The sequence below is a fragment of the Stenotrophomonas sp. P5_B8 genome, assembly GCF_054049855.1.
Window position 1 is genome coordinate 1 of sequence record NZ_JBFULO010000259.1, and the last position, 5,381, is coordinate 5,381.

General features: G+C 67.8%; 5 protein-coding genes and 1 pseudogene. 3 read left to right on the forward strand and 3 right to left on the reverse strand.

Annotation, left to right across the window (positions count from 1 at the left end; translation table 11 throughout):
• The coding region (locus ACXJKH_RS13785; RefSeq protein WP_457320074.1) for a YadA family autotransporter adhesin at window positions 1-1,849 on the forward strand (1,849 nt) is incomplete at its 5' end.
• 96 nt (window positions 1,850-1,945) lie between these two features.
• A pseudogene (locus ACXJKH_RS13790) lies at window positions 1,946-2,806 on the forward strand (OmpA family protein).
• A gap of 196 nt (window positions 2,807-3,002) precedes the next feature.
• Here ACXJKH_RS13790 and ACXJKH_RS13795 read toward each other — a convergent pair.
• Window positions 3,003-3,518, reverse strand: a complete 516-nt coding sequence (locus tag ACXJKH_RS13795) for a fasciclin domain-containing protein (RefSeq protein WP_457320082.1) — start codon at window positions 3,516-3,518, stop codon at window positions 3,003-3,005.
• 196 nt (window positions 3,519-3,714) lie between these two features.
• A complete protein-coding gene (locus tag ACXJKH_RS13800; RefSeq protein WP_457320076.1) occupies window positions 3,715-4,110 on the reverse strand; it encodes an OsmC family protein in 396 nt (131 codons plus the stop codon).
• 136 nt (window positions 4,111-4,246) lie between these two features.
• Here ACXJKH_RS13800 and ACXJKH_RS13805 point away from each other — a divergent pair, with 136 nt between their 5' ends.
• Window positions 4,247-4,792, forward strand: a complete 546-nt coding sequence (locus tag ACXJKH_RS13805) for a DUF4136 domain-containing protein (protein WP_457320078.1) — start codon at window positions 4,247-4,249, stop codon at window positions 4,790-4,792.
• A 23-nt stretch (window positions 4,793-4,815) separates the two neighbouring features.
• Here the strand turns inward: ACXJKH_RS13805 and ACXJKH_RS13810 are convergent.
• Window positions 4,816-5,381: DUF885 domain-containing protein (locus ACXJKH_RS13810; RefSeq protein ID WP_457320080.1), on the reverse strand; the 566-nt coding region annotated here is incomplete at its 5' end.

The window sequence follows — 5,381 nt, forward strand, 5'->3', positions numbered from 1 at the left end:
CGGCAATGGCACCGGCACCACCCGTCTGGGCAATCTCAGCGCCGGTGCGGTGACTGCAGTAAGCACCGAGGCCATCAACGGCGCGCAGCTGTTCAATGCCAGCCAGGCGTTGGCCACGCATCTGGGCGGCGGCGCGGCGGTGGACGTCAACGGCGTGCTCAGCGCGCCCACCTACACGATCAACGCGGTGTCCAGCACGGGCCAGGTGACGGCGGGTGACTATAGCGATGTGGGTACGGCCTTCGACGCGGTCAGCCAGTCGCTGGCCAATGTCGCCGACCAGACCGACGCGGTGGACAAGCTGGCGGTGAAATACGACGTCGATGGCGCCGGCAACGCCACCGACACGGTCACCCTGACCGGCACCGGCGGCGGTGCGGCGGTGGCGCTGACCAACCTGGCCGACGGCAACGTGCTGGCCGGCAGCCGCGATGCGGTGACCGGCAACCAGCTGTTCCAGACCAACAACGCGATCATCGGCTACTTCGGCGGCACCACCAGCTTCGATCCCGCCACCAACCTGTGGACCGCGCCGACCTTCAGCATCTCCTCCATCGCCACCGATGGCAGCGTGCTGAGCAACGACTACAGCAACGTCACTGTTGCCTTTGCCGCCGTCGACGATTCGCTGGTCAGCCTCAACACCCGCATCAGCCAGATCCAGCCGGGCGCGGCCAACCCGTTCGTGCAGGTCAACTCGACCAAGACCGCTGCCAGCGCGACCGGCGCCAACAGCGTCGCCATCGGTCCGGTGGCCTCGGCCAGCGGCAGTGGCAGCACCGCCATCGGCGATGGCGCCAGCGCCAGTGCCGACAACAGCGTCGCGCTGGGCGCCGGCTCGATGGCCAGCGTGGGCGCGCAGAGCGGCTACACCGCTGCGTATGGCGCGGCCGGTGGCAGCAACTCGGCAGGTGAAGTGGCGGTGGGCAGCACCGGTGGCGAACGCAAGGTGACCCACGTGGCCGATGGCTCTGACCGCTACGACGCGGTCAACGTCGGCCAGCTGCAGAACGGCGTGACCTACGCCATCGACCAGTCCAAGGCCTACACCGACACGCAGATCAACAACATCAACAACGGCACCTCGGGCATGTTCCAGGTCAACAACAGCAACAACCTGGCCGCGCCGGCGGCGACCGGTGCCAACGCGGCCGCCGGTGGCGTCGGCTCGACCGCCGCCGGGGCCAACAGCACCGCATTGGGCAATGGTGCCAGCGCGCAGGCCAGCAACACGGTGGCGCTGGGCGCGGGATCGGTGGCCGATCGTGACAACACGGTCTCGGTCGGCAGCGCCGGTGCCGAGCGCCAGATCACCCACGTCGGCGATGGCAGCGCCGCCACCGACGCGGTCAACGTGCGCCAGCTGCAGGCCTCGCAGCAGGGCACGATCCGCTACGACACCACCGTCAACGGCGCCACCAACCTCAACAGCGTCACCCTGGGCAGCACCAGCACCGGGCCCACCACCGTGCGCAACGTCGCTGCCGGTACCGCCGGCACCGATGCGGTCAACGTGGACCAGCTGCGTGCGGGGATGAACCAGAGCCTGGACTGGTCCAAGGCCTATACCGACGAGCGCTTCGATTCGTTCGACCGCAACCTGCGCCGCACCGATGACCGTGCCTCGGCCGGCGTTGCCGCCGCGATGGCGGTGGCCGGGTTGCCGCAKCCCTATGAAGCCGGCCGCAGCATGGCCGCGGTCGCCGCCGGCAGCTACAACGGCGAATCGGGCGTGGCGGTGGGCATCTCGGGAGTGTCCGAAGGCGGTCGGTGGATCTACAAGGTGGCCGGTACCACCAACAGCCGCGGCGAAGGCGGTGTCTCGGTCGGCGCCGGCATCCAGTGGTGATGCCGGAATCGCGAGCACTCTGCAGTGATCGTTCCCGGTGACCGCCGTCGGCGGCGCCGGGGATTCCAGCGCGGCTCCGCGCACAAGGGGGAATCCATGTCCGCAGCATCCAACACCCATGACCCGGCGCCGTTGCTGCGGTCGCTGTGGTTGTGCCTGGCGGTGCTGCTGTTCAGCGCCTGCGCCAGCGGCGGCAAGCACAAGCAGGTGCTCAGCGCCGAGACGATGCCCGGCACGCAGGACGGCGAGGTGGCCTTCCCCGATCCGGGGCGCGCCACGCTCAAGGAAGGCCTATTTGTCGACCTGGACAACCTGCGCCTGTTCGCGCGCGGGATGAGCAAGCGCCAGCTCCACACGCTGTTGGGCACGCCGCATTTCGGCGAAGGAATGTGGGGCGTGCGCGAGTGGAACTATCTGTTCAACTTCCGCAGCACACCAGGTGGGGACTACTTCACCTGCCAGTTCCAGGTGCACTTCGACAGCAAGGGCATCGCCCAGGCCGGCTACTGGAAGCCGCAGGCCTGCGCGGCGCTGCTGCAACCGCCGGAACCCCCGCCGCCGCCGCGTCCGGCACCGATGTCGGCCGAGCCGGTGCGGCTATCGGCCGATGCGTTGTTCGGTTTTGATAGTGCGGTGCTGACCGATGTGGGTCGGCGTAGCGTGGAAGGATTGCTGCAGCAGGTGCGCAGCGCCAGCCAGACCCGGACCATCCAGGTGCTGGGCTACACCGATCGCATTGGCAGCGACAGCTAAAACCTGCTGCTGTCGCAACGGCGTGCAGATGCGGTTCGCGATGCGCTGGTGCAGGGCGGGGTGCCCGCTGCGGCGATCATTGCCGAAGGACGCGGCAAGTCCGACCCATTGGTGCAGTGCATGCAGGGCGACCGCCAGGCGGTGATCGCCTGCCTGGCACCGAATCGCCGTGTGGAAATTTCTGGTCTGGTGCAGCCCCGCTGAGCCGTTGCGCGGCCGGTGGCCGCGCGTCCTCCCMCCGTCTGGCTCCGGATGGATGCGGTTGGTCCGCATCGATCGGAGCGGCTTTTGACCTGGCTCGTCGCCCCCGCGGGATGTCTCCCCCGTCATCGCACTGGGGCGGCGGGCCAGGTCACCCTCTGGATGAACCTGCCCGAGCCCCCGTGCCGTTGCGTGACGGTTACGGCATCAGCACCTTGTCGATCACGTGGATCACGCCGTTGCTCTGACGCACATCGGCGATGGTGACGTGCGCGGTGTTGCCCTTGCTGTCGGTGACGGTGATGCCCTTGCCGACCTGGCGAGCGGTCAACGCTTCACCCTGCACGGTGGTCAACGACGCCTTGCCGCCGCCTTGCTTGATCTTGGCCAGAAGCGCGGTGCTGTCCACGTTGCCCGGCACGACGTGATAGGTGAGCACCTTGGTCAGGTCGGCCTTCATGTCCGGCTTGAGCAGGCCGTCGACGGTGCCCTTGGGCAGTGCGGCGAAGGCAGCGTTGGTCGGGGCGAACACGGTGAACGGGCCCGGGCCCTTCAGTGTTTCCACCAGTCCAGCGGCCTTCACTGCGGCGACCAGCGTGGTGTGGTCCTTGGAATTGACGGCGTTGTCGATGATGTCCTTGTTGGCGTACATCGCCGCACCACCGACCATCGGGTTGGCGGATTTGGTGGCCATCGTGGTAGCGGGCTTGGCCATCGGCGCCTGCGCGAACGCGAGCGGGGCGGTGGCGGTGGAAAGGCAGGCAAGCAGGAGCAGACCGGTGAACGAGGATTTCATGTGCTTCTTCCCGACAGTGGCGTCCAAGTGACGCATCGGTATCTACGCGGGGAGCGACGCACCGGATGCAGTGCCACGCACATTCTTTTTTGTGTGACGGGCAGGTGAGGGCGCTTCAGCCCTCACCACGTGCGCTGGTGATGGTGGCGCCTTCGCGCATCACCAGGGTCACCGGGGTCTTTTCGACCACCTCCAGCAGGCGCTGCCACTGCGCATCACTGAGTGTCGCGCTGGCATGCAGGATGCGATGCACCACCAGCTTGCCGGCCGCATCGCGCGCGGACGACAGCTCGGCGCGGAACTCGCCCAGCACCCAGCCTTTCTTTTCCGCATACATGCGCAGGGTGATCGCGGTGCACGCCGACAGCGCCGCCAGGTACAGATCGAATGGCGCCATGCCGGCGCCCTGGCCGCCGAGCGTGGCCGGCTCATCGGCGATCAGCTCATGGGCACCACTGTGGATGCGGTGGCGGTAGTTGCTGCCGTCGGTAACGATCTGGACCTGTGCCATGCGGGATGCCTGCCGGGAGCGGTGAGAGGCGCAGGATGGCATGAGCACGGCTCACGATGCCATCACGGCCCTGCTCGCATCGTCAGGCCGTTGCGACCGGTGTGAACCGTATCCTTTTCACCAAGGAGCCTGCGTCATGAAAGCGTTCGCCATTGCCGTCCTGGCCAGTTCACTGGTCGCCTGCGCCTCCACGCCGACGGTCAACACCGACTACGACAGTGCCGCTACCTTCGCCTCCTACACAACCTACTCGTGGGCGATCAAGCCCCAGGCCAGCTCACCGCTGGTGCAGCAGCGCGTGGTGGCGGGCATCAATGCCCGTCTGCAGGCCAAGGGCCTGCGCGAAACACCGCAGGGCGGTGACATCGCCCTCGCCGCGCACATCATGACGACGCAGCGGCAGACGTTGGACACGTTCTACACCGGCAGTGGCATGGGCGGTTGGGGCTGGCGCGGGGGCTGGGGCGGCGGCATGGGCAATGCGACCACCACCGTGCGCACCTATCAGGTAGGCACGCTGGTGGTAGACATGTTCGATACCCGCACCCAGCAGGCGGTGTGGCGCGGCACCGCCAGCGGCACCGTGCCCACTTCGCCGGCGAAGGTCAACGCGGCGATCGAAACCGGCCTGGACAAACTCTTTGCCGCCTATCCGCCAGGGGCGACGGCCCCGCGTCGATGACGGCGCGGTGGTCGGCCGCCGGACTACGGCGCCCGTTTGGGATCGCCGCCACCGGCGGCGATCCAGGCATCCACCGCCTGCGCCACCACGGTCATCGGCATCGCGCCGTTGCCGAGGATCAGATCGTGGAAGGCGCGGATGTCGAAGCGGTCGCCGAGTTGCGTACGCGCTTTCTCGCGCAGCGCAAGTAGCCGCAGCTGGCCCATCTTGTAGGACGAGGCCTGGCCCGGCTGGACCAGGTAACGGTTGATCTCCACGCGTACATCGCCGGGCGTCATGCCGGTCTTGTCCTGCAGGTAGGTGGCCGCCTGTTCGGGCGTCCAGCGCTTGCGGTGCAGGCCGGTATCCACCACCAGCCGCACCGAGCGGAACATTTCCGCCTGCAGGCGGCCCAGGTCGCCGGCCGGGTCATCCTTGTAGATCCCGGTCTCGGCCATCAGCTGCTCGGCATACAGCGCCCAGCCCTCGCTGAAGGCGCTGGGATTGAGGCTGCGGCGCAGCAGCGGCAGGTCGGTCAGCGTCTGCCCGATCGAAATCTGGAAGTGATGGCCCGGCGCGCCCTCGTGGTAGGTGAGGGTAGGGATGCTCC

Coding starts and splice junctions, on each gene's coding strand:
- ACXJKH_RS13795 (WP_457320082.1), bottom strand. CDS start 3,518: ATGGCCAAGCCCGCTACCACGATGGCCACCAAATCCGCCAACCCGATG.
- ACXJKH_RS13800 (WP_457320076.1), bottom strand. CDS start 4,110: ATGGCACAGGTCCAGATCGTTACCGACGGCAGCAACTACCGCCACCGC.
- ACXJKH_RS13805 (WP_457320078.1), top strand. CDS start 4,247: ATGAAAGCGTTCGCCATTGCCGTCCTGGCCAGTTCACTGGTCGCCTGC.